Origin of the sequence: Streptomyces sp. CC224B, from assembly GCF_030010595.1 — a bacterium.
GTDB lineage: Bacteria > Actinomycetota > Actinomycetes > Streptomycetales > Streptomycetaceae > Streptomyces > Streptomyces longispororuber.
Genome location: NZ_JASCXL010000066.1, coordinates 32,963 through 54,666 on the forward strand (window position 1 = coordinate 32,963; position 21,704 = coordinate 54,666).

Sequence of the window (21,704 nt, forward strand, 5' to 3'; positions counted from 1 at the left end):
GGTCAGCCTTCCTGAAGGGTCGTGAGGCCGTGCTCGATGAACAGGGGCACCAGCTCGCCGATGCGGTCGAAGCCCGAGCCGACCGTCTGGCCCTGGGTGTAGCGGTAGTGGATGCCCTCCAGGATCACGGCGAGCTTGAACCACGCGAACGCCGTGTACCAGGGAACGGCGGACACGTCCCGCCCCGAGCGGGCGGCGTACCGCTCGACCAGCTCGGCCGGGTCCGGGTGCCCCGGGGCGCCCGCCGTGGTGCTGACGGGGGAGTCGGGCACCTCCAGGCGCACGCTGTACATCGCGAGCAGCCCCAGGTCCGTCAGCGGGTCGCCGAGCGTCGACATCTCCCAGTCGAGGACGGCCGCGATGCGGTCGGTCCCGTCCGAGGACTCGATGAGGACGTTGTCCAGGCGGAAGTCGCCGTGGACGACGGCGGGCGCGGGCGAGGCGGGCAGCGTCCGGCCGAGCGCCGCGTGCAGCTCGTCGATGCCGGGCAGCTCGCGCCCGCGGGAGGCCGCGAGCTGCTTGCCCCAGCGGCGGAGCTGCCGGTCGAGGAACCCCTCGGGCCGCCCGAAGTCCTCGAGGCCCACCTCCCGCGGGTCCACGGCGTGCAGGTCCACGAGCGCGTCGACGAGCCCGAGCACCACGGCCCGGGTGCGCTCGGGCCCGAGCGGCAGGAGCTGTTCGGCCGTGCGGTAGGGCGTGCCCGCCACGAACTCCATGACGTAGAACGGCGCCCCGAGGACCGCCTCGTCCTCGCACAGCAGCACCGGGCGCGGCACCGGCACCGCCGTCGGGTGCAGCGCGCTGATCACCCGGTGCTCGCGCCGCATGTCGTGCGCGGTGGCCAGCACGTGGCCCAGCGGCGGACGCCGTACCACCCAGCGGGCGTCGCCGTCCGTGACGGTGTACGTGAGGTTCGACCGGCCGCCCTCGATCAGGCGGGCCGTGAGCGGGCCCCGGCCGAGCAGCCCCGGGCGCGCGCGGTCCAGGTGGTCGCGCAGCCGGTCGAGGTCGAGGCCGGGCGGATGGTCAGCGCTCATGGCGGATCGCTCCTGATCGTTGCGGACGGGCGGCGGACAGGCGGACGGACGGTGCTTCGGCGTTCATGCACTTCGGCGTTCATGTGCGTCGGCGTTCATGTGCGTCGGCGTTCACCTGCGTCAGCGGTCATGTGCGTCGGCGTTCATGATGCCGACCAGTCGGTATGTCGTCCAGAGGGGGTGCCCGAACGTGATCAGGATCGCGGTGGCCGCCGGGGAGGCCGGGGTCGGCGGTTCAGCGGCCGCGAGCGGTGTGTCCCTGGTGGAGGGTGGCCATGGGGCGGCGCCTCCCAGGGGCGTGTGACTCGCTCAGGCTAGCCCTCGGTGCCCCGCCGCTCCCGCTGTGACAGCTTGGCCCGTAGTGCCGCGACGGCGTGAGGCGACGTGAGGCGAGCCCATGAAAGCGATCAGCTACAAGGCGTACGGCGGACCCGAGGTCCTGGAGTACGGCGAGATGCCCGACCCGAAGGTCGGCCCGGACAGCGTCCTGGTCAAGGTGCGGGCCGCGGCCGTCAACCCCGTCGACTACAAGTGCCGCCAGGGGCACCTCGACGGCATCCTGGACGCCGTCTTCCCGGTGATCCCCGGCTGGGACGTGGCGGGCGTGGTGGTCCAGCCCGGCGCCGCCGCCCCCGAGTTCACCGTCGGCGACGAGGTCATCGGCTACGTACGCGAGGACTTCCTGTCGCGCGGCACGTTCGCCGAGTACGTGGCGGCCCCGGTGCGCACCCTGGCCCGCAAGCCCCGCAACCTCGGCTTCGAGGAGGCCGCGGGCCTGCCGCTGGCCGGGCTCACCGCCTACCAGGTCGTGCGCGGGGCCCTCGCCGTGAGGGAGGGCGACGTCGTCCTGGTGCACGCGGCCGCCGGCGGCGTCGGCTCCTTCGCCGTCCAGCTCGCCCGGCACGCGGGCGCCCGCGTCATCGGCACCGCCGGCGAGCGCAACCACGCCTACCTGCGGGAGCTGGGCGCCGAGCCCGTCACGTACGGCGACGGCCTCGCCGACCGCGTGCGGGCCCTCGCCCCGGACGGCGTCGACGCCGCGTTCGACACCATCGGCGGCGACACGCTGCGCCTGTCCGCGGCCCTGCTCGCCCCCGGCGGCCGCCTCGCCTCGGTCGCCGACGGCGCCGTGCTCGGCCTCGGCGGCCGCTACTGCTTCGTCCGCCCGGACGCCGACGACCTGCACCACCTGTCCGAACTCGCCGAGCAGGGCGTCGTCACCGTCCACGTGGACGCGACGTTCCCGCTGGAGCGTGCGGCGGAGGCGCACCGCCTCAGCGAGGAGGGGCGCACCCGCGGCAAGATCGTGGTGACCGTCGACTGGGACGGCTAGGTCCACAACGGTCGCACCCGTTTCCGCCGGGGCACGGGAGCGGGCGCACCTCCCGGCGCCCGGGCGCTCACACCACCACAGCCACCCCGGACAGCGCCAGCGCCGCCGTGCACAGGGCCGCAGCCGCCGAGACGCCCGGCGTGAGCGCCCGCGGGCGGGGAGCCGTCAGCGCCGTCATCCTGCGGTGCGCCACCAGCAGGAAGCCGAGCCAGCACACCAGGCCCAGCGCACCCGCGACCGCCCCCGCCGCGGAGAGGCCCTCGTGCAGCGCCGACCGCACGGCGAGCACCGCGGCGACCGTGCACGCCAGCGTCGTACGCCGCCACGCCAGCCGGGTGCGCTCCGGCTGGAGCCCCGGGTCCCGCGCGGCACCGGCCCGCTCCGGCGGGGGCCCGGTGCCCCGCGCCGTGCCGCCCGGCCCCCTCACCGCTCCCACCCGAGCAGCACCACCGCCGCCATCGCCAGCGCGACCAGCGCCACCACGAGGCCGAGCAGCGCCGGGAAACGCGACACGGGCAGGTCCTCGCCGCGCCGCATGGCCAGCTCGCAGCGCGCCCAGTGGCCGCCCGCCCGCAGCGCGCAGAGCACCCCGGCGCCGAGCAGCGCGAGCGCGAGCCCGGCGCGGGCGGCCCACCGCAGGTCCGGCAGGAACTGGTCCACCGCGAAGCCGCCGCCGAGCAGCGCGAGCGCGGTCCGCAGCCAGGCCAGGAAGGTGCGCTCGTTGGCCAGCGAGAAACGGTAGTCCGGGGTGTCGCCCTCCGCCCGCAGCCGGGCAGGGCTGAACCACAGCCGCAGGCTCTGCACGAAGTTGCTCACCGTCGCACCCTAGGCGCCGGGGCCCACCGGGCCGCTCACCGCCCCGCGCCACCGGACGGGCCGTCTCCCGCACCGCCGTCCGTGCCGCCGTTCGCGCCACCGGACGGGCCGTCCCCCGCCGCGCGGAAGGCCCGCAGCCGCCGGTACGCCTCCAGGCCGTCCGGCACCCACTCCCACTCCCCGGCCCTGCGCGCGAGTTCCGCGTCCGTGAGGAAGTCGTGCCAGGCGACCTCCTCCACCTGCGGCCGCACCGGAAGCTCGCAGCGGACCTCGTACAGGTACGACCACCAGGTGCGGCCCGCGCCGTCGTCGAACAGGAACTTGAACAGCGGCACGGGCCGGGGGAGCCGCTCGACGCCCAGCTCCTCCCGGGCCTCGCGCAGGGCGGCGTCGTCGTAGGACTCGCCCGCGCCGACGACCCCGCCGACGAACATGTCGTACAGCGACGGGAAGACGAGCTTCGTGGCGGTGCGGCGGTGCACGAACACGCGCCCCGCGGCGTCCCTGGCCTCGACGAAGACGCACCGGTGGCGCAGCCCGCGGGCGTACACCTCACCGCGCGGGGCCTCGCCGACGACGCGGTCGTGCTCGTCGACGACGGGCAGCAGCTCGTCCGCCGGATTCGTGGTGTCAGCACTCATACGGGCCATCCTGTCAGGCGGCGGAACGGGCCGGGCCCCGGGCGCACCCGCAGGTCCCAGGGGCGCCTGCGCGCGCCCGGGGTGCCCTCCCCGGGAGCCGCCGGCGGCGACCCGCCCCCTCCCACTGGTTGACGCGGGCCCCCGCGCTCTCCAGGATCTGACCCACCAGTAACCCGGGAGAGGAAGCCGTCATGGCCTACGACGCGGACGTCATCGTGATCGGTGCGGGACTCGCCGGACTCACCGCCACCGCCGAACTCGTGCGCGCGGGCCGCCGGGTGATCCTCGTCGACCAGGAGCCGGAGCAGTCCCTGGGCGGGCAGGCCCACTGGTCCTTCGGCGGCCTCTTCCTCGTCGACTCGCCCGAACAGCGCCGCATGCGCATCAAGGACCACCGCGAGCTCGCCCTCCAGGACTGGCTGGGCACGGCCGCCTTCGACCGCGAGGAGGACCACTGGCCGCGCCAGTGGGCCACGGCGTACGTGGACTTCGCGGCGGGCGAGAAGCGCGCCTGGCTGCACGGCCTCGGCGTCCGGTTCTTCCCGGTCGTCGGCTGGGCCGAGCGCGGCGGGTACGACGCCCAGGGCCACGGCAACTCCGTGCCCCGCTTCCACATCACCTGGGGCACCGGGCCCGGCCTGCTCGCGCCGTTCGTACGGGCGGTGCGCGAGGGCGCCGCGCGCGGCCTCGTCCAGTTGAAGTTCCGCCACCGCGTCACCGGGCTCGCCCGCACCGGCGGCGTGGTCGACACCGTGAGCGGGGAGGTCCTCGAGCCGTCGGGCGTCGAGCGCGGCAGGGCGAGCAGCCGCGAGGTCACCGGCTCCTTCGAGTTCCGCGCCCAGGCCGTCGTCGTCACCTCCGGCGGCATCGGCGGCAACCACGACCTCGTCCGCGCCAACTGGCCCGCCCGCCTCGGCAGTCCGCCCGCGAAGCTGCTCTCCGGCGTGCCCGCGCACGTCGACGGCCTGATGCTCGGCATCACCGAGCGCGCGGGCGGGCACCTCATCAACCGCGACCGCATGTGGCACTACACCGAGGGCATCGAGAACTGGAACCCGATCTGGGCCCGGCACGGCATCCGCATCCTGCCCGGCCCGTCCTCGCTCTGGCTGGACGCGCGCGGCAACCGCCTGCCCGTCCCGCTGTTCCCGGGCTTCGACACCCTCGGCACGCTCAGCCACATCATGAGCACCGGGTACGACCACACGTGGTTCGTGCTCAACCGGCGGATCATCGGCAAGGAGTTCACCCTCTCCGGCTCCGAGCAGAACCCCGACCTGACCGGCAAGTCCGTGCGCGGTGTCATCGAGCGCGCGCGGGCCGACGTACCGGGCCCGGTGCGGGCCTTCATGGACCACGGCGTCGACTTCGTGGTCGAGAAGGACCTGGGGGCCCTGGTGCGCGGCATGAACGCGCTCACCAAGGAACCCCTCATCGACGAGGCCGCCCTGCACCGGACGCTCGCCGCCCGCGACCGCGAGATCGTCAACCCCTACACCAAGGACCTCCAGGTCACCGCCATCCGCGGCGCGCGCAGGTTCGTCGGCGACCGGCTGATCCGCTCCGTCGCGCCGCACCGGATGCTCGACCCCGGGGCGGGCCCCCTCGTCGCCGTCCGCCTGAACATCCTCACGCGCAAGACCCTCGGAGGCCTGGAGACCGACCTGGACGCACGCGTCCTGCGGGAGGGCGGCGAGCCGCTGCCCGGCGTCTACGCGGCGGGCGAGGCGGCCGGGTTCGGCGGCGGCGGGGTGCACGGCTACCGCTCCCTGGAGGGCACCTTCCTCGGCGGCTGCCTCTTCTCGGGGCGCGCGGCGGGCCGTGCGGCGGCCAGGTCCGTGAGCTAGCACCCGCCCGGCGGCCAGGTCCGTGGGCCGGAATCCGCCCGGCGGCCCCACGCGACGGATCCGCCCGCCGGACCGGCGCGGCGCCGCGAGGGGCGCGTGACGCCGCTGGTGAACCGCGGTGCCCTGCCGCAAACGGTGGAGGAGTCCCGCAGGTTGTGTGGGAGGTGTGTCAAGACGCGGGAGGCGCCCGGGCCTTGACGTGGAGCGCTGCCTACCGGTTGGCTGTGCGTGATCGCCTGCCCACCTACCGCGTCTGGGAGGACGCCCGCGGTGTCCCCACCCCCACCCCTCGGTCGCTCTCGCAAACGTTCGGCCCACGTCTTCGACGCCGCCCTCGACGACGCCGAACTCGTCGCCGCGCGCGCCGCGTTGGCGCTGGGACGCTGGGGCGAGGTGCGCGAGCTGCTCGCCGCCACCGGCGACGACTGGGACCGGCGCGGCCACCGCTGCGACGTCCTCGCCCGCGAGCCCACGACCACCGCCTGGGCCCGTGACTGGCGCCTCGCGGAACCGGAGAGCGCCGACGCCGTCGTGCTGCTCGCCTTCGCCGCCGTACACGGCGCGTTGCGCGGCAAGGGCCGCTCCGAGAAGGCCCGCACCGCCTGCCGCGAGGCCGCGGCGCGCGTCCCCGCCGACCCCACGCCGTGGCTCGCGCTGCTGCTCCTGGAGCGCTCACTGGGCCACGAGGAGGACGTCGTACGCCTCTTCGACGAGGTCAGGCACCGGCACCCCGAGCACCACCACGCCCACCACCTGATGGTCGCCCGGCTCGCCGAGCGGCGCCCCGGCGCGGGCCAGGACCCGCTGCACGAGGTGTACGACTTCGCGTCCTGGGCGGCGGAACAGGCCCCCGACCACTCGCCCCTCGCGCTGCTCCCGGTCGTCGCGCACGCCGAGCGCTACCGCGTCCTCGCCACCGCGGGCAGCGAGAGCCGGGACCCGGTCGCCTCCGGCCACTGGACCAGCCGCCGCGCCCGGCAGGTGATGAAGGCGTCGTTCGACTGGTGGCTCGCCTGGGAGACCCCGGGCGGCGCCCCCGCCGGCACGGACCACCCGCGCGCCTTCGTCGACCTCAACTACCTGGCGCACGCCACGTACTGCGGCGGCCGGACGGCCGAGGCCGCGGCGCTGTTCCACCGCATCGGCCGCCACCAGACCGAGGCGCCCTGGTCGTACCCGGACCGCGACGCGTACGAGGCGTACACGGCCGCACGCGCGACGACGCTGGGCACGGCGGACTGACCGGACCGGGGGCCCGGGAAGGCCCCAGCACCGCACCGCGGCACCGCACAGATCAGCCGGACGGCACCCGTCCGGACAACGACAGACCGACCGACCCACGACCGACCCACGACCAGCGGAGAGGACAACCGCGCCATGGCGACGGGCAGTTCGAACGCGAGCGCAAGCAGATCCGGGCAGCACGCCGGAACGGGGACCGGGGCCCACGGCAGGCCCGCCCCCGAACGCGGCGGCATCAGCACCTACATGGGCCAGGAGCGGGCGCTGCGCGCGGGCCGCCTGGGCACGGCGGGGCTGCTGCTCTCCGTGCTCGCCGCCACCGGCCCGCTGATGGTGGTCGCCGGGGTCATGCCCACCACGTACGGCGTGATGGGCGTGGTCGGCCAGCCGCTGCTCTTCCTCGCCCTGGGCGTCGTGCTCGCCCTGTTCAGCTTCGGCTACGCGGAGATGAGCCGCCACGTCCACAACGCCGGGGCGTTCTACGCGTACATCTCGCGCGGGCTCGGCGGCACCGCGGGCGCGGGCGCCTCCGCCGTCGCGCTGGTCGCCTACAGCGCGCTCCAGGCCGGCCTGTACGGGATGCTCGGCTTCGAGGTGTCCGGGCTGCTCGACAAGTACGCGCACGTCACCGTGGACTGGTGGATACCCGCGCTCGTCACCGTCGCGCTCGTCGCCGTGCTCGGCTGGCTGAAGATCGACCTGAACGCGCGGGTGCTCGGCGTGCTGCTCCTGGTGGAGGTGGCGCTGGTCGTCATCTTCGACGTGGCCGCGCTGGCCGACCCGTCCCCCGAGGGCCTGTCCCTGCACGCCTTCAACCCCGACACGCTGACCGGCGCGGGCGTCGCCACGTCGCTGTGCTTCTGCATCGCCGCGTTCACGGGCTTCGAGCAGGCGCCGGTGTACGCGGAGGAGACCAGCAGGCCGCAGGTCGTGGTCGCGCGGGTGATGTTCTTCGCGGTCGGGTTCGTCGCGGTCTTCTTCGCGCTCAGCTCCTGGGCCCTCACGGTCGCGACCGGCCCCTCGGGCATCGTGCCCGCCGCCCGGGAGCAGAGCGCGGGCCTGCTCTTCGGGCTGACGGAGTCGCGCCTCGGCGGCACCTTCACCGACGTGCTGCACGTCCTCTTCGTGACCGGCATGTTCGCCGCGGTCCTGAGCTTCCACAACGTGGTCGCGCGGTACGCGTTCGCGATGGGCCGCGAGGGCCTGCTGCCCGCCGCCTTCGGCCGTACGAACAGCGCGAGCGGGGCGCCCGGCACGGGGTCGCTGCTGCAGACCGTGGTCGCGGCCGTGGTGGTGGTGGGCTTCGCCGTCGCCGACGACCGCCCGGCGGGCGACCCGACCGCGCCCGTCCTGCACCTCTTCACCTGGGGCGGCAACGTGGGCGCGCTCGGGGTGCTGCTGCTGATGGCCGCGGCGTCCGTGGCGGTCATCGTGTTCTTCGTACGCCGCGGCGCGGCGCGGGCACAGGCGTGGCGCATCGCCGCGTCCGGCCTCGCGGCGGTCGCGCTGCTGGTCATCGCGGGCTACACCGTCAAGGACTTCGACATCCTCGTCGGCGCGGCACCCGGGTCGGCCCTGCCGTGGGTGCTGCCGGGGATCATCGGCGCGGCGGCGGTGGCGGGGCTGGTGCACGGCGCCGTCATGCGCGTACGCAAGTCCTCCGCCCACGCCCGTATCGGCCTGGGCAACGAGGCCTTCCAACTGGAGAAGGCGGCAGCGACGCCCCCGCCCGCGCCGCAGGACTGACCGGGCTCACACGACCGTCCCTCGCTGCGGCCCCTATCGAGGAATTCCCGCAGCGATGCGGTGAGTACGGAGAAAGCGATGCGGCGAGTATGGAGAAAAGCAAGACCGGTCGCACAGTAAGCCGATACGAATACACCGGCAGGAATTCCCGCCCAGTGGAATAAATGCAGCTGGGGCCCGCACCCCGAAGGATGCGAGCCCCAGCTACGTCTACGCGACAGGCGTTATCAGACGAGAACGATGTTCTCGGCCATCGGGCCCTTCTGGCCCTGCGCGATGTCGAAGTTCACCTTCTGGCCCTCGAGCAGCTCGCGGAAGCCCTGGGCGGCGATGTTCGAGTAGTGGGCGAACACATCGGCGCCGCCACCGTCCTGCTCGATGAAGCCGAAGCCCTTTTCCGCGTTGAACCACTTCACGGTACCAGCAGCCATGTCAATCTCCTTTGGGGCAGTGCATCGGCGTCCGCACTGTACGAACACCGTGTCGCCGCGATGATCACCCCGTCCGGAAAAAGACCGGAAGACATAAGTGCTGCCGACGACCCGGAGGTCACTCGGAGCATTTGAAGCGTCGGGAACCACAACTGCAACTGACATCGACAGTAGCACGCGGAAATGGCCCGCGTACATGAAAAGACCCCACCCCGGTGAATGGCCCAATAAAGCTGCCTGTCCGCATCGGTGAATTCTGTTGCGGCGGGCACAGGTATCGAGGCGCGCGGAGTGCAGCGTTACTCCTTGCCGGGCGGCCGCGGCCGCCGAGTGCTGGACGACTCCGCCAATGGGGGCTTCGCCATGACCGGCCCGGCAAGGGGCGTCGCGTCTCGCGGTCCGTACTTCTCAGAGCACCACGGTTCGTACTTCTCAGAGCACCACGGTCCGTACTTCTCAGAGCACCAGTGACAACAGCAGCACGAACCCCAGCGCCACCACGGAAACAATCGTCTCCATCACGGACCACGTCTTCACCGTCTGTCCGACGTCCAGCCCGAAGTACTCCTTCACCAGCCAGAACCCGGCATCGTTCACATGGCTGAAGAAGAGCGACCCGGCCCCGATGGCGAGAACGAGAAGCGCCACGTGCGACGTGGACATGTCCGCCGCGAGCGGTGCCACCAGGCCCGCCGCCGAGATCGTCGCCACCGTGGCCGACCCCGTGGCGAGCCGGATCGCGACGGCGATGAGCCAGGCGAGCAGCAGCGCGGGGATGGACCAGTCCTCGGAGAAGTCGAGGATCATCTGCCCCACGCCGACGTCGATGAGCGTCTGCTTGAAGCCGCCGCCGGCGCCCACGATCATCAGGACGCCCGCGATGGGAGCGAGGGACTTCTCGACCGTCGTCGACAGCCGCTCCTTGGTGAACCCGGCGGCCCGCCCCAGCGTGAACATGCCCACGATCACGGCCGCGAGCAGCGCGACCAGCGGCGCCCCGACCACGTCGAAGACCCGCTGGACGGTGGCCTCGGGGTCGTCCACGACGATGTCGACGAGCGCCTTGGCGAGCATCAGGACCACCGGCAGCAGCACGGTGGCGACGGTCGCCCCGAAGCCGGGCCGCCGCTCCAGCTCGTCGGTGGCGCGCTGCGGGATCATCTTCTCCGGCGGAGCGACGTCCACCCACCGCGCGGCGACCTTCGAGAACAGCGGCCCGGCCACGATCACGGTCGGGACGGCGACGAGCACGCCGAGCGCCAGCGTGACGCCCAGGTTGGCCTTGACGGCGTCGATCGCGACGAGCGGCCCCGGGTGCGGCGGGATGAGGCCGTGCATGACGGAGAGCCCGGCGAGCGCGGGGATGCCGATCCGCATCAGGGAGTAGTTGCCGCGCTTGGCGACCATCAGCACGACCGGGATCAGCAGCACGATGCCGACCTCGAAGAACAGTGGCAACCCGATCACGGAGGCGATCAGGACCATCGCCCACGGCATGGCACGCCCGCCGGACCCCCCGGCCCTTGCCAGGATCGTGTCGACGATCTGGTCGGCGCCGCCGGAGTCGGCGAGCAGCTTGCCCAGGATGGCGCCGAGCGCGATGAGCACGCCCACGCCCGCCACGGTCGAGCCGAGCCCGGTGGTGAAGCTGCTGATGGCCTTGTCGAGCGGAGCCCCGGCGAAGGCGCCGAGGGCCAGCGAGCCGATGGTCAGCGCCAGGAAGGCGTGGACCTTGAACTTCGTGATGAGCAGGACGATGACGGCGATGCCCGCGAGAACGGCGATGCCGAGCTGGGCATGGCCCGCCGAGGTGATCGGTTCGACGGGGTCCGCTGCCAGCATCTCGACGCTGAGACTGGTCACGGTGGTTCCTTGTACGAGTGGGCGTACGCCGGCGTGCGGACGTACGTACGTGAGGAGGGAGGGAAGAGGCCGACAGCCCGGACGAGGACCGGAGAGGACCGGAGGAGGAGCTGACGGCGCGACGAACGCGACGAACGCGATGGACGCGATGGACGCGATGGACGCGATGGACGCGACGAAGGGGACAACGGCGCGGAGGGGAGAACGGCGCCGGTGATCTACCGCGCGGCCAGGGCCTCCGCCGCCCGCTCCGCGATCTCCTCCGGCGTGCCCGTGACGTCCACGGCCACACCCGCCTCGTCCGGGCCGAGCGGCTCCAGCGTGGCGAACTGCGAGTCGAGGAGGGCGGTCGGCATGAAGTGGCCCTCGCGGTGGCGCATGCGGTCCTCGATGAGGGCGCGGTCGCCGGTGAGGTGGACGAAGGCGAGGCCGGGCGCGGCGGCCCGCAGCCGGTCGCGGTAGCCGCGCTTGAGGGCGGAGCAGCTCACCACCCCGCCGTGCCCGGCGCGCCCGTGCGCCCACGCGCCGATGGCGTCGAGCCAGGGCCACCGGTCGTCGTCGGTCAGGGGAGTGCCGGACGACATCTTGGCGATGTTCTCCGGCGGGTGGAAGTCGTCGCCCTCGGCGTAGGGCACGCCGAGCCGGTCCGCGAGCAGGGGGCCGACCGTGGTCTTGCCGGTACCTGCGACGCCCATCACTACGACGACGTGGGGGGTGCTCATCGCTGCTGCCTCGCTGTCTTCATCGACATCGGTCGCGGGCCGCCGTCCCCACCGCACGCCCGAGGGCGACGGTTTCGGACACGGGCCCGTTCCGTTCACGCCACTGAAACTCATTAGATCCGACGAATTCAAGAGACTGTGACGTAAAAGTCTGACTTTTTAGGGGTGGCGCCGTCCTCGTACGCTGGCTCCATGACCGCACAGGCCCGGGGGCTGCACGCCCGTGTACTGGACAGCCTCGGGCCCGCCATCACCGGGGGCGAGTACCCGCCAGGGAGCGTCCTGCGCACGGACGAGCTCGCGCAGCGCTTCGAGGTGTCGCGGTCCGTGATGCGCGAGGCGGTGCGCGTCCTGGAGTCCATGCACCTGGTCGCGTCCCGCCGCCGGGTCGGCGTGACCGTGCTGCCCGCCGAGGCGTGGAACGTCTACGACCCGCAGGTCATCCGCTGGCGCCTGGCCGGCGCCGACCGCCCGCGCCAGTTGCGCTCCCTCACCGTCCTGCGCTCGGCGGTCGAGCCGGTCGCCGCGGGCCTCGCCGCGCGCCACGCCACGGCCGAGCAGTGCGCGGCCCTGACCGAGGAGGCGCTCGGCATGGTCGCCACCTCCCGCGGCCGGCAGCTCGAGGCGTACCTGGTGCACGACATCGCCTTCCACCGCACCGTCCTGAACGCCTCGGGCAACGAGATGTTCGCCCGCCTCGGCGACGTCGTCGCCGAGGTCCTGGCCGGTCGTACGCACCACGACGTGATGTTCGAGGATCCGGACCCGGCGGCCGTGACCCTGCACGTCCGCCTGGCCGAGGCGGTACGGGAGGGCGACGCGGCCCGTGCCGAGGCCCTCACCCGCGAGATCGCCGAGGGCGCCCTCCGCGAACTGGACATCCTGGCCCCCTGACCACACCGGGCTTCAGCACCCACCGGCTGCCTCGGCCCCGGCCTCAGCCGCACCTCCGGAACCGGCCGCACCAGTCCCAGGGACCAGCCCCAGGAACCGGCCGCCCCGCGCCGCAAGGGCCGCCCGCCCTCCCACACCCCCCACGCCCCCCGCACCATCACCTCCGCCCTCGGCGAGAATGACCCCATGCCCCCACGTGCACCACACCGCCCCGCCCGTCCCGCCCACCCCTCGCGTCCCGACGTCTGCCCCTGCGGCAGCGCCCGGTCGTACGACGACTGCTGCGGCCGCCTGCACCGCGGTGAAGCGGCCGCGGCGACGCCGGAGGAACTGATGCGGTCCCGGTACAGCGCCTTCGCCCTGCGCGACGAGGCGTACCTGCTGCGCACCTGGCACCCGCGCACCCGCCCCCCGGAGATCGGCTTCGACCCGGCGCTGCGCTGGACCGGCCTGGAGGTCGAGGAGACCACCGACGGCACCGCCTTCCACAGCACCGGCACCGTCACCTTCCGCGCCCGCTACCGCGACGGCGGCCGCCCGGACAGCCTGCACGAGCGCAGCCGCTTCGAGCGGGTCGACGGCGCCTGGGTCTACGTCGACGGCGAGTTCATCGACTGACCCGCGCCGCGCACGTCGGCACCACCTGGGCAGGCCCCGTCCCAGCACCGCTCAGGCCAGGCCCCTCCCCGGCACACCCCACTCCCGGGCAGGTCCTCGCCCCGGCCGTCGAAGCACCCGGCGCCCCGCGAGCCGCCCGGCGCCCCACGAGCCGCCCGGCGCCTCCCGGACCCCGCGAGCCGCCCGGCGCCGCCCCCCCGCGCCTTCGAACCCCCGCCACCCCCGGCCCCCGCACCCCCGCACGCCCCCGCCCGGCGACGTACCCGTCACGACCCGGCCACCCCCACACCCCCCGAAGAGGGAAACCAGAGAACCGAGGACCGCGAGGGACGCGCGCCGCGCCGCCGCGCCCCCGCCCCGGGGCCGCTGACAGGCCCGGACGGCGCCGCCCGGCCGCCTGTTCGACCCCGCGCGGGATCCGCGCACATGGCGGGTTCGGGCGCTGCGGCCCGTCCCGCGCCGCCAGTAGCGTCGACGCCTCCCGCCGTGTACCGACCTCGTGCGAAGGGAAGCGCCCGATGGCCGAAGAGACAGCGCCCGAGCGGAGTACGGCCGAGGCGGCACCGCCCGTGCCCGGGCACAGCTACGAGCGCTACGCCGGCGGCGGGCCCGAGGCCGAGCGCCGCCTCTTCGAGCGCCTCGCCCGCGAGCTGATGCGGGTCCAGGCCGTCACCCGGCGCGCCGCGGGCGGCGGCGCCCTGGCCCGGGCGTTCCACGCCAAGGCCGCGCTGGGCGTGGAGAACGCCCGCCTCCGCTTCCGCGACGACCTGCCCGACGAGCTGCGCCACGGCTTCGCGCGGCCCGGCGCCGAGTACCCGGCGACCGTACGCATCTCCAACGCGAGCGGCGCCCGGCAGGCCGACGGCAGGGCCGACCTGCGCGGCCTCGCCGTACGCGTCGTCGTGTCGGGGGAGGAGAGCCACGACCTGCTCGCCACCAACTGGCCGGTGTCGCACGCGAAGGACGCCCGCGAGTTCGTGGCCTTCGCCCGGGCCATGGCGGGCGCCCGCACCCGGCTCCGGACCGCCGTGGCCCTCTTCGTCAAGCTGCCGCTCGCCGTCGGCCCGGCCACCGCCCGCCGCATGCGGCGCACCGTCCTGGCGGGCACCCGGCACACCGTCGACAGCCTCGCGGCCGAGACGTACTGGAGCCGCGGCGCGATCCTGTGGGGCACCGCAGGGCCGGTGCGCTACCTGCTGCGCCCCGCGGGCGGCACGGCCTCGGCCCCGCGCCCCGACCGCCGCGACCCCAACCACCTCCGCCGCGACCTCGAACGGCGCCTCGCCACCGCGGACATCGCCTTCGACCTGTGCGTCCAGCGGTACGTCGACGAGACCCGCACCCCCGTCGAGGACGGCTCCGCCGACTGGCGGGAGGCCGTCGCGCCCGCCCTGCCCGTCGCCCGGCTCACCATCCCCGGCCAGGACCTCGACACCGCCGAGGCCCGCGCCACCGCGCTCCGCGTGGAGGACCTCGCCTTCAACCCCTGGTACACCACCGACGACTTCCGCCCCCTGGGCAACCTCAACCGCGCCCGCAAGGCCGCCTACGAGGCGAGCGCCGCCCACCGCCAGGGCCTGCGCTTCCTGACCGAGGAGCCCCTGCGCAACCGCGTCCTTTCGGTGCCCGCCGCGGCGGCCTTCCGGCTCCTGAACCGCTTCGTGCCCTGGCACCGCCTGCCGACCCGGGCGAGCCTCCTGAACCTGCTCTTCCTGCGCAAGGAGCTGCGCCGCGCCAACCTCGTCGACACCGACGTGCACGAGGCGCCGCCGCGGGCCGTGCCCGTCCCGCGCCCGCCCGACGAGCGCCTGCGCACCGCGCGCTCGTACGACGGCACGTACAACGACCTGTCCGCGCCCGCCATGGGCTCCGTCGGCGCCGCCTTCGGCCGCAACCTCGCGCCCGTCCACCGGCCCGGCACCTTCGACACCCCGAACCCTGTCACCGTCGCCCGCGAGCTGCTCCACCGCGAGACCTTCCTGCCCGCGACCTCCCTCAACGTCCTCGCCGCCGCCTGGATCCAGTTCCAGGTGCACGACTGGGTGAACCACCGCCGCCACCCCGCGGGCACCAAGACCGTCGAGGTCCCGCTGCCCTCCGGGATGTCCTGGCAGAACACGCCCGGCGGCCCCGCCGAGCGGGTCATGCGGTTCGCCGAGAACGAGACCCTGCCCGTCCCCGACGGCCGGCCGCCCCTCTTCGCCAACACCGCCTCGCACTGGTGGGACGGCTCCGAGGTGTACGGCGAGAACGAGACGACCGCGCGCTCCCTGCGGGCCCCCGGCGGCGGTGCCGAGCTGCGCCTGGAAGGGGGCCACCTGCCGACGGGCCGCGACGGAGCCCCGCTCAGCGGCTTCACCGACAGCTGGTGGCTCGGCCTCAGCGTGATGCACACCCTCTTCGCCCGCGAGCACAACGCCGTCTGCGCCGCGCTGCGGCAGGCGTACCCCTCCATGGGCGAGGAGTCCGTCTACCACACGGCGCGCCTCGTGGTCTCCGCCCTCATCGCCAAGATCCACACCGTGGAGTGGACGCCCGCGGTCCTCGCCACCGAGGCCCTCGACATCGGCCTGCACACCAACTGGGACGGCCCGCCGGACAAGTGGCTCGACAAGCTCGGCCTGTGGCTGTTCGAGTCCCAGGCCCTCACCGGCATCCCCGCCACCCTGCCCGACCACCACGGGGTCCCGTACTCCCTCACCGAGGACTTCATCACCGTCTACCGCATGCACCCGCTGATCCCCGACGACTTCGAGCTGCGCGAACACCACTTCGGGCAGCGCCTGGAGACCGTCGGCTTCCTCGACATCAACGGCGCGGCGGCCGAGGGCGTCCTGCGCAAGACGGGGCTCGCGAACACCCTGTACTCCTTCGGCATCGCCCACCCCGGGGCCATCACGCTGCACAACTTCCCACGCGCCCTCACGCGGTTCGAACGCGACGGGGAGCTCATCGACCTGTCCGTCGTGGACCTCGTCCGCACCCGCCGCCGGGGCGTCCCGCGCTACGACGACTTCCGCGCGGGCCTGCACCGACCGCGCCTGCGCCGCTTCGAGGACCTGACCGAGAACCCCGAGTCGCTGGCCCGGCTCAAGGATGTCTACGCCTCGGTCGACGAGATCGACACGGTGGTCGGCCTGCTCGCCGAGAACCCGCCCACCGGCTTCGGCTTCAGCGACACGGCGTTCCGCGTCTTCATCCTGATGGCCACGCGCCGCCTCCAGAGCGACCGCTTCCTGACCGTCGACTTCCGCCCCGAGATCTACACCCCCCTCGGCATCGACTGGGTCCGCAAGGGCAGCATGAACACGGTCATCCTCCGCCACTGCCCCGACCTGGCCGCCCTCCTCCCCCGCACAGCCACCCCCTTCGCCCCCTGGCGCCGGGTCCCTCCACAGCCGACGCCGTAGCCACAGCACGCGAACCTGACCGACACATCACCTGGCCGCCCATCGGACCTGTGGGTGTTGGTCACCCTCACGTGCTGCCGGCCACGTCAGAGGCACTACCGGAAGGCCTTCCTCTCATGGGAACTGAATGGGCCCCGGGTGTGTCTGTTGGCGTGTAGGGCCGGAGTGAGGGGGGCCGTGGCGAGGAACAGTGCAGATCGGCGGGTGAGACTGCGGCTGGCACGCCGACGGCCCCGGCCTGGTGCGGTGCGAGCACGGGAGACACCTGATGCACAGCATCGAGTGCCGGAGCGCGGACGGTGGCGACGCCTCAACTGGTGGGTGCAGACCGGGACCGCCCTCGCGGGCGTCGCGGCAGTCGGAGGCATCGTGGTCACCGGCATCGCCACCTACTACAGTGCCCGGACCGCGGAAGATCAGTTGAAACAGTCCCAGGAGGACGCGGACGAATCACTGCGCTCTCAAGCATCCAAAGTGGCGTTTTACAGCGATGTCGAAGACAGCCTGAGGAGTCGTCGCTACTACCTCGTCAACCGGTCGGCGGACCCGATCTCAAAAGTGCATGTGATGATTTTGGCCGATGTCGAGTGGAAGGCGAAGGGGGACGCTGAACCGCGACGGCAGAAGAGCCAGCTGATTCTCTGGCTCGGGAGTGTGCCGCCCTGCTCCGGAATCGTCCTGCGCAGCCAGGACATGAGTGTCGACCCTACGGCGAAAACGAACAGAAAGATCCCTCGCGGTGCGGAGATCAGCCTGGATCAGTACTTCACGGTCGACTCCATATACTTCAATGACAGCGGCGGGCGGCGTTGGAAGCGCACCCTCGATGAACTGACGCACTGGGTGCAGCCAGGCGACGCCTACGCGGCTCCGCCGGAGCCGGTCACGGACGTCTCCATCATCCAGGTCAAGTTGAGCCACAAGGTCCTCTTGGATTCGGTGAAGCCCTGCGGCGGTGCTTAGTACCCCAGCCGTGAACGGTTCCCGGACAAGCCAGTCCGCACGATCACGATCCGCGGGCGAAGTGCGGCCCGGCCCAACCGGTGGCGGCCACCACCTCCCGTGCGATGTCCACGACGAGCCGTCCGTCCGTCGCCACTCGCACCGTCTCCTCGGGCGCCCGCTGGTCCAGGAGCCGTGCCTTGCGGACGCTTCCTTCCACCTCCTGCTCCAGCTCCGAGCCGAGTTCCCGGCCCACCAGCCGCTCGCGAGCCGTGGCATCGGAGGCGGTGAGCAGGACTCGTGTGATCCCCACTCCGGCCCCCATGGCACGCCTGAACATGCCCGTCGCTTCCGGCAGCACACTCATGGTGTTCGTATAGATCAGGCGTCGGTATCCGCGCTGGGCGAAGTTCGCCCACACGGCAGTCAGATTGCTCTCGGTGATCCCCGCACGGTGAGGGTCTCCCTCTGGTGCCGGATGCACCTGCCCCATGAAGTCACCGTCGATGATCGTGTGAGCGACCGCCTCGGAGCGCAGCAGCGCCGACACCTCCCACCCCACCGTCGTCTTGCCGACTCCGGCTCGTCCTCCGATGAGCAGTACTTCCGCGTGATCCATGGAGGCAGCGTGCCAGCGGGCAACCACCTCACGCGATCCGATATCGATCCGGCCGCCCGGTCTCAGCCCCGCCCTCAAGACCGGCAGGCGCCGGGCCGAGCGAACCGAAGGAGCCGGCCGCGTCCAGTGCGGCCCGCCCCGGTCCGACGCCACCGGCCACCGGGGAAGTCTCAGGGCCGTAGGGCACACGGCTGGTCACGCCGCGGCGCAAACGCGAAGAAGGCCCCTCGCGAGGGACCTTCCTGCTGGTGTCCGAGGGGGGACTTGAACCCCCACGCCCGATAAAGGGCACTAGCACCTCAAGCTAGCGCGTCTGCCATTCCGCCACCCGGACCGGTGGTCTGTCGCGGTTTCCCGCGGCGACGTGGAAAACCATAGCAAACATTCGGAGGTCCCTGATCACACAGGTCACGAGCGTGAACGGCGGATGACGAGGGACGCCCGCCCTTGGGCCCGGCGGGCGGGCGCGGGAGGATGGAGGGGACCCAGAGTGCGACAGCGGGAGGAACAGCGTGAGCGAGCCGACCACGGGCGGCAAGGGCAGCGGAGCGGGGGCCGTGTCCGGTGAGGACGAGGTCGTCGACCTGTGCCGTGACCTGATCCGGATGGACACCAGCAACTACGGGGACCACTCGGGGCCGGGGGAGCGCAAGGCGGCCGAGTACGTCGCGGAGAAGCTCGCGGAGGTGGGTCTCGAGCCGAAGATCTTCGAGTCGCACCCGGGGCGCGCCTCCACGGTGGCCCGGATCGAGGGCGAGGACCCGTCGCGGCCCGCGCTGCTCATCCACGGCCACACCGACGTCGTACCGGCCAACGCCCAGGACTGGACGCACCACCCCTTCGCCGGGGAGATCGCCGACGGCTGCCTGTGGGGCCGGGGCGCCGTCGACATGAAGGACATGGACGCGATGACCCTCGCGGTCGTCCGGGACCGGCTGCGCAGCGGCCGCAAGCCGCCGCGCGACATCGTGCTGGCGTTCCTCGCGGACGAGGAGGCCGGCGGCACCTACGGGGCGCGGTACCTGGTCGACCACCACCCGGACCTCTTCGAGGGCGTCACCGAGGCGATCAGCGAGGTCGGCGGCTTCTCCTTCACCGTCAACGAGCAGCTGCGGCTGTATCTCGTCGAGACGGCCCAGAAGGGCATGCACTGGATGAAGCTGACCGTGGACGGCACCGCCGGCCACGGCTCGATGATCCACAAGGACAACGCGATCACCGAGCTCTCCGAGGCCGTGGGCCGCCTCGGGCGGCACAACTGGCCGATCCGCGTCACCAAGACGCTGCGGCACTTCCTGGACGAGCTGGGCGACGCGCTGGGCACCGAGCTCGATCCGGAGAACATGGACGAGACCCTCGCCAAGCTGGGCGGCATCGCCAAGCTGATCGGCGCCTCGCTCCGGAACACCGCCAACCCCACCCAGCTCGGCGCCGGCTACAAGGTCAACGTCATCCCGGGCCAGGCCACCGCGCACGTCGACGGCCGGTTCCTGCCCGGGTTCGAGGAGGAGTTCCTCGCCGACCTCGACCGCATCCTCGGCCCGCGCGTCAAGCGCGAGGACGTGCACGCGGACAAGGCCCTGGAGACCACCTTCGACGGCGCCCTCGTGGAGGCCATGCAGACCGCGCTCCAGGCCGAGGACCCCATCGCCCGGGCCGTGCCGTACATGCTCTCGGCCGGTACGGACGCCAAGTCCTTCGACGACCTCGGCATCCGCGGCTTCGGCTTCGCGCCGCTGAAGCTGCCGCCGGAGCTGGACTTCGCGGGCATGTTCCACGGTGTGGACGAGCGGGTGCCCGTGGACGCGCTGAAGTTCGGCGTACGTGTCCTCGACCGCTTCATCGACGCGTCCTGACGGTGGGACGTGTTCCGACGCCAAGACGTGTTCTGACGGTGAGACGCGTCCTGACGGGAACGGAACGGATAATCCGGCAAGCCGGTCAATAAGCCGAAACGAAACTCCTAACAATCGGCTGCACGTGCGTATTGGACTGAAAAGAGTGAAAGCTGTCCGGCGCTCGTAGCCGTCCCTTGGCCTCCTCGTTACAGGTGGTGCGGTCCGCGGCTGGGGCCGCACTGCCAACTAGGAGGAATAATGATCAAGAAGGTCGTCGCCGCCGCGGTTGCCACGGGCGGTCTGGTGCTCGCCGGTGCGGGCGTTGCCGCTGCCGACGCCGGTGCGCAGGGCGCCGCCGTGAACTCTCCGGGTATCGCCTCGGGCAACGTCGTCCAGGTGCCCGTGCACGTGCCGGTGAACGCCTGTGGCAACACGATCTCCGTCGTCGGGCTGCTGAACCCCACCTTCGGCAACTACTGCGTCAACAAGTGACGCTGCCGTCTCTCGCCCCCTGAGGGGCGCCACCCCATCGAGGGTCTGAGTCCATCGGCCCCGGAGCGCGTGCCATGCGCCCCGGGGCCGTGGCGCAGGGCGCACGGCGCGACGGGCCCGTGCGTATCGCTGTAGGTCAGGGAGGGAAAGCTATGCGACAGGCCACACGCAAAGGTCTGCTCACCGCGGCGGCGGCCGGCGGGGTGCTCGCGGTCACCAGTGGTTACGCCCACGCGGACGCGGGCGCCAAAGGCGGAAGCGCGCATTCTCCGGGAGTGCTGTCGGGAAATACCGTGCAGGCCCCCGTGGACGCCCCGGTGAACCTGTGCGGAAACACCGTGAACGTGGTGGGGGTGCTGAATCCGGCGGCCGGCAACCGCTGTGCCAACACCTCCGGTCACGGAGGCGGCGGGTACGGGGACGGCCACGGGGACCGGCCCTCGGCGGGCGGGGCCTCGGCCCACGGCGGCTCCGGCCACTCGCCCGGCGTCGGCTCCGGCAACACCGTGCAGGCGCCGGTGCGCGCGCCCGTGAACCTGTGCGCCAACAGCGTCACCATCGGCGGCGCGGGCAACGCGGTCATGGGCAACGACTGCGCGAACGAAGGAGACGGCACCGCGACGCCGCCCGGGAAGCCCGGGAAGCCCGGCCGGCCGGGAGAGCCCGGACACCCGGGGAAGCCCGGCGGCCCCGGCACTCCTGGTCAGCCGGGCGGACCGGGTACGCCCGGGCATCCCGGGAAGCCGGGGAAGCCCGGGTCGGACACGTCCGGGGACCAGGGCACGCCGGGCGGGCCGGGGCAGCACGGCAGGCCCGGACACCCGGGTGGGCCGGGGGAGTACGGGCCGCCCGAAGGGCCGCACCGGTCCGGTGGGACGGTGCCCCACGGTGCCCCGGGCCCCTACGGTGACACGACCCCGTACGGCGAAACGGCGCTCGTGCCGCCCGGCGCGGGGGACCAGCCCGTGGCGCAGGCCGTCACCCCGCCCGCGGGCAAGGACCAGCTCGCGCAGACCGGCGGCTCGCCGATGGCCGCGCTCGCGCTGCCGATGGGCGCGGGCATGCTGCTCGCGGGTTCGGTCCTGTACCGCCGAGCTCGTGCGTGACGTGGGGGGGGGGGGGGGGGGGGGGGGGGGGGGGGGGGGGCGGGGGGGGCGGCCCGGCAACGTGCCGGCGCGCGACCGGGGATGGCGGGGCGGGCGGGGCAGGTCTG

At 73.0% G+C, this 21,704-nt stretch carries 19 protein-coding genes and 1 tRNA gene; 11 read left to right on the top strand and 9 right to left on the bottom strand.

The genetic code is table 11. The features are described 5' to 3' along the window. Positions 1-2 precede the first annotated feature (2 nt). Positions 3-1,037: a phosphotransferase family protein gene (locus QK440_RS25110; protein ID WP_282795467.1), complete on the bottom strand. Its 1,035-nt coding sequence runs from the start codon at positions 1,035-1,037 to the stop codon at positions 3-5. Positions 1,038-1,434: 397 nt separating this feature from the next. Here QK440_RS25110 and QK440_RS25115 point away from each other — a divergent pair, with 397 nt between their 5' ends. After that, on the top strand, positions 1,435-2,370 hold the full coding sequence (locus QK440_RS25115; RefSeq protein ID WP_282795468.1) for an NADP-dependent oxidoreductase: 936 nt from the start codon (positions 1,435-1,437) through the stop codon (positions 2,368-2,370). 67 nt (positions 2,371-2,437) lie between these two features. Here the strand turns inward: QK440_RS25115 and QK440_RS25120 are convergent, their stop codons facing one another. From QK440_RS25120 to QK440_RS25130, 3 genes are read right to left on the bottom strand one after another with little or no spacing between them, the layout of a single operon-like run. After that, entirely contained in the window at positions 2,438-2,806 is a 369-nt protein-coding gene (locus tag QK440_RS25120; RefSeq protein WP_282795469.1) for a DUF202 domain-containing protein, read from the bottom strand. Then, positions 2,794-3,186 (bottom strand): DUF202 domain-containing protein, encoded by a 393-nt coding sequence (locus QK440_RS25125; protein WP_282795470.1) that lies wholly within the window; start codon positions 3,184-3,186, stop codon positions 2,794-2,796. Before QK440_RS25125 ends, QK440_RS25120 begins: the two co-directional genes overlap by 13 nt. Positions 3,187-3,221: 35 nt before the next feature. After that, positions 3,222-3,827 carry an NUDIX domain-containing protein gene (locus QK440_RS25130; protein ID WP_282795471.1) on the bottom strand — a complete coding sequence of 202 codons (606 nt, stop codon included), beginning with the start codon at positions 3,825-3,827 and terminating at the stop codon, positions 3,222-3,224. 191 nt (positions 3,828-4,018) lie between these two features. Between QK440_RS25130 and QK440_RS25135 the strand changes: the two genes are divergently transcribed. The 3 genes from QK440_RS25135 (at position 4,019) to QK440_RS25145 (ending at position 8,662) form a co-directional block, all read left to right on the top strand. Further along, on the top strand, positions 4,019-5,674 hold the full coding sequence (locus QK440_RS25135; RefSeq protein ID WP_282795472.1) for an FAD-binding dehydrogenase: 1,656 nt from the start codon (positions 4,019-4,021) through the stop codon (positions 5,672-5,674). A 270-nt stretch (positions 5,675-5,944) separates the two neighbouring features. Continuing rightward, entirely contained in the window at positions 5,945-6,916 is a 972-nt protein-coding gene (locus tag QK440_RS25140; protein ID WP_282795473.1) for a hypothetical protein, read from the top strand. A 135-nt stretch (positions 6,917-7,051) separates the two neighbouring features. After that, on the top strand, positions 7,052-8,662 hold the full coding sequence (locus QK440_RS25145; protein ID WP_282795474.1) for an APC family permease: 1,611 nt from the start codon (positions 7,052-7,054) through the stop codon (positions 8,660-8,662). A 227-nt stretch (positions 8,663-8,889) separates the two neighbouring features. Here the strand turns inward: QK440_RS25145 and QK440_RS25150 are convergent, their stop codons facing one another. From QK440_RS25150 to QK440_RS25160, 3 genes are all read right to left on the bottom strand, one after another. Further along, positions 8,890-9,093 carry a cold-shock protein gene (locus tag QK440_RS25150; protein WP_282795475.1) on the bottom strand — a complete coding sequence of 68 codons (204 nt, stop codon included), beginning with the start codon at positions 9,091-9,093 and terminating at the stop codon, positions 8,890-8,892. 456 nt (positions 9,094-9,549) lie between these two features. Then, positions 9,550-10,956 (bottom strand): gluconate:H+ symporter, encoded by a 1,407-nt coding sequence (locus QK440_RS25155; protein WP_282795476.1) that lies wholly within the window; start codon positions 10,954-10,956, stop codon positions 9,550-9,552. Positions 10,957-11,174: 218 nt separating this feature from the next. Continuing rightward, entirely contained in the window at positions 11,175-11,678 is a 504-nt protein-coding gene (locus QK440_RS25160) for a gluconokinase (protein ID WP_282795477.1), read from the bottom strand. Positions 11,679-11,870: 192 nt separating this feature from the next. Here QK440_RS25160 and QK440_RS25165 point away from each other — a divergent pair, with 192 nt between their 5' ends. The 4 genes from QK440_RS25165 to QK440_RS25180 all read left to right on the top strand — a co-directional run bounded on the left by QK440_RS25165 (position 11,871) and on the right by QK440_RS25180 (position 17,563). Further along, positions 11,871-12,572 carry an FCD domain-containing protein gene (locus QK440_RS25165; protein WP_282795478.1) on the top strand — a complete coding sequence of 234 codons (702 nt, stop codon included), beginning with the start codon at positions 11,871-11,873 and terminating at the stop codon, positions 12,570-12,572. A 186-nt stretch (positions 12,573-12,758) separates the two neighbouring features. Continuing rightward, on the top strand, positions 12,759-13,190 hold the full coding sequence (locus tag QK440_RS25170; RefSeq protein ID WP_282795479.1) for a YchJ family metal-binding protein: 432 nt from the start codon (positions 12,759-12,761) through the stop codon (positions 13,188-13,190). Positions 13,191-13,708: 518 nt separating this feature from the next. Further along, on the top strand, positions 13,709-16,600 hold the full coding sequence (locus tag QK440_RS25175) for a peroxidase family protein (protein WP_282795480.1): 2,892 nt from the start codon (positions 13,709-13,711) through the stop codon (positions 16,598-16,600). A gap of 369 nt (positions 16,601-16,969) precedes the next feature. Further along, a complete protein-coding gene (locus QK440_RS25180) occupies positions 16,970-17,563 on the top strand; it encodes a hypothetical protein (protein ID WP_282795481.1) in 594 nt (197 codons plus the stop codon). A 43-nt stretch (positions 17,564-17,606) separates the two neighbouring features. Here the strand turns inward: QK440_RS25180 and QK440_RS25185 are convergent, their stop codons facing one another. Continuing rightward, a complete protein-coding gene (locus tag QK440_RS25185) occupies positions 17,607-18,161 on the bottom strand; it encodes an AAA family ATPase (RefSeq protein ID WP_282795482.1) in 555 nt (184 codons plus the stop codon). 246 nt (positions 18,162-18,407) lie between these two features. Beyond that, positions 18,408-18,495: transfer RNA gene (locus QK440_RS25190), tRNA-Leu, on the bottom strand. A 178-nt stretch (positions 18,496-18,673) separates the two neighbouring features. Between QK440_RS25190 and QK440_RS25195 the strand changes: the two genes are divergently transcribed. The 3 genes from QK440_RS25195 (at position 18,674) to QK440_RS25205 (ending at position 21,597) form a co-directional block, all read left to right on the top strand. Beyond that, positions 18,674-20,017 (top strand): M20/M25/M40 family metallo-hydrolase, encoded by a 1,344-nt coding sequence (locus QK440_RS25195; protein WP_282795483.1) that lies wholly within the window; start codon positions 18,674-18,676, stop codon positions 20,015-20,017. A gap of 240 nt (positions 20,018-20,257) precedes the next feature. Further along, positions 20,258-20,491: a chaplin gene (locus QK440_RS25200; RefSeq protein ID WP_282795484.1), complete on the top strand. Its 234-nt coding sequence runs from the start codon at positions 20,258-20,260 to the stop codon at positions 20,489-20,491. A gap of 152 nt (positions 20,492-20,643) precedes the next feature. Next, positions 20,644-21,597 carry a chaplin gene (locus QK440_RS25205; RefSeq protein WP_282795485.1) on the top strand — a complete coding sequence of 318 codons (954 nt, stop codon included), beginning with the start codon at positions 20,644-20,646 and terminating at the stop codon, positions 21,595-21,597. Positions 21,598-21,704: the final 107 nt, after the last annotated feature.